At 57.4% G+C, this 1,764-nt stretch carries 4 protein-coding genes; all 4 read left to right on the top strand.

Annotated features, from left to right (window positions below):
• The coding region (locus tag QCE79_RS32680) for a tyrosine-type recombinase/integrase (protein WP_404989457.1) at nucleotides 1-203 on the top strand (203 nt) is incomplete at its 5' end.
• Nucleotides 204-248: 45 nt separating this feature from the next.
• Nucleotides 249-470: an AlpA family transcriptional regulator gene (locus tag QCE79_RS32675; RefSeq protein WP_309851530.1), complete on the top strand. Its 222-nt coding sequence runs from the start codon at nucleotides 249-251 to the stop codon at nucleotides 468-470.
• Between the two features lie 771 nt (nucleotides 471-1,241).
• Nucleotides 1,242-1,487 (top strand): AlpA family phage regulatory protein, encoded by a 246-nt coding sequence (locus tag QCE79_RS32670; RefSeq protein ID WP_309851527.1) that lies wholly within the window; start codon nucleotides 1,242-1,244, stop codon nucleotides 1,485-1,487.
• A 10-nt stretch (nucleotides 1,488-1,497) separates the two neighbouring features.
• Nucleotides 1,498-1,749: a hypothetical protein gene (locus QCE79_RS32665; RefSeq protein WP_309851523.1), complete on the top strand. Its 252-nt coding sequence runs from the start codon at nucleotides 1,498-1,500 to the stop codon at nucleotides 1,747-1,749.
• Nucleotides 1,750-1,764 lie beyond the last annotated feature (15 nt).

Genomic DNA, 1,764 nt, shown 5'->3' with positions numbered 1-1,764 from the left:
GATTCCGCGGCGTTGCCTCGACGATCCTGCATGAGCAAGGTTGGCCGCACGAGCATATCGAGCTTCAGCTCGCGCACCAGTCGCGTGGCAAGGTGAGTGCGGCATACAACCACGCGCTATACCTCACGCAACGTGCAGAGATGATGCAGGCGTGGGCTGACTATCTCGACGCCCAGCGCGCCCGCTACGCTCGACCTGTCTAACCAATCGACCTATCAACACCACAGCCCGCGCATGCGGGCCTTTTTATGGAGTTCACAGTGGAACAAAGACTTCTACGATTGCCGCGCGTGCGTGAGAAGACGGGCCTGAGTCGTACAGCTGTTTATAGCAACCCGTCGTTTCCTAAGCCGGTGAAGATCGGCGAGCGGGCGGTGGCATGGCTGGAGAGCGAGGTCGATGACTGGATTGCTCAGAGGATCGTCCGGAGCCGGGATTGCGCTTGTGGCACTGGCGAGGGTCGGGTTTGATGAGTGGAGTGCAGGCAAGATCGATATGGCGCACCGAGCGCCATACTCATACGCTTCGCCGAAAAGGCGAAATGAGAAAATCTCACTTCGGTAAGCACGTAGCGCACTGGCTGACAAACGCTGAAACGAAGCAATATCTCACTGCCTTTGCAGAGGCGCTAAAAAGTCGGAATTCCGATGTTTTTCGAGCGCGCCTCGAATATTGGAATTGCACATATTTCAGACCGAAGCGTGGGCTGACAGCAGCGCTAAGCCCGGCAGATGTGCGACGTTTGGGTCCTGCAAATAGAAACGGGGAAATCCCGTTCCTAAAGGTCATTCGCCGCGACCCTCGATATCTCAGATGTGAGAAGTTTAAACCCAGGACTTCGCTGCTGAGAGCGCTGCAACGGCAGACAAAAAGAGCTGGCCCGAAGGCCAGCGAATACACCTTTCGAAGGAGACTGCACCGCAATAATAGCCATGCGAAGGTACCAGCACCATCTGACCTGTCCGAAAAGTACTTGCGCGAACGTCGCGGAACTTCGTATACTTCTCACGTGGCCGAAACAGAGGTCACCCGGTTGGAAGCCGGAACCTACTGGCGGACGAGCCGCCGCGAAAGCGGCTATTTTTTCGTCCGCACGCCTTTGCACGCCTTCAATGGGCGGGCCGTGGCGGGGGAGCCTTCGGGCTCGCCGGATCCAGTAGGCCGGTCTTCCAACCTCATCATGTGCCCGCCCACCCCATTTGGAAGTGGGGAGCGGGTAGTCAACCCTACTGGAGTCCGCAATGCGTGCTAATCCCTCCGCTCGTCCTGAGCAATCACAGCAGTCTGTTGCCCCCACCACGACCTTAATCAAGCTGCCCCGTGTGCTTGAGAAAACCGGTCTGAGCCGTACGGCCGTCTACACCGAACCATCGTTCCCGAAGTCCATCAAGATTACCTCTCGTGCTGTTGCATGGATCGAGCAGGAAGTCGATGACTGGATCGCGGCGCGAATCGCGGCGAGTCGCTCTGTCAACGAAACCGAGTGAGGGCGCGACGATGACTGCAACTATCCTCGCTCGTTCTGAGCAAACCCAAATCCCCGTTTTCGTCGTTCAGATCGACATTATCAATGGCGCGTTGCGTGATGCGGCGCTTGCCGCATCCGCGAATGATGCACTCGACATCACCGGCAATGCGCTGCGTCAGTTGGTGGACATCGCCCGCGCGAGCAGTGGCGAAAAATCCCCGTATTTCGGGTATTTGACCTGTCCCGCAACCGGAGATGATGCAGAGGTGCGTCATGACTAACACCACAGAAGCGAT

Origin of the sequence: Caballeronia sp. LZ003, from assembly GCF_031451465.1 — a bacterium.
GTDB lineage: Bacteria > Pseudomonadota > Gammaproteobacteria > Burkholderiales > Burkholderiaceae > Caballeronia.
The sequence above is the reverse complement of the archived record's forward strand: the minus strand, read 5'-3'. Positions and strand labels throughout refer to the sequence as shown.

What these genes read in the sequence shown, in the direction of transcription:
- QCE79_RS32665 (WP_309851523.1), top strand. Translation starts at nt 1,498, where the DNA reads ATGACTGCAACTATCCTCGCTCGTTCTGAGCAAACCCAAATCCCCGTT.
- QCE79_RS32670 (WP_309851527.1), top strand. Translation starts at nt 1,242, where the DNA reads ATGCGTGCTAATCCCTCCGCTCGTCCTGAGCAATCACAGCAGTCTGTT.
- QCE79_RS32675 (WP_309851530.1), top strand. Translation starts at nt 249, where the DNA reads ATGGAGTTCACAGTGGAACAAAGACTTCTACGATTGCCGCGCGTGCGT.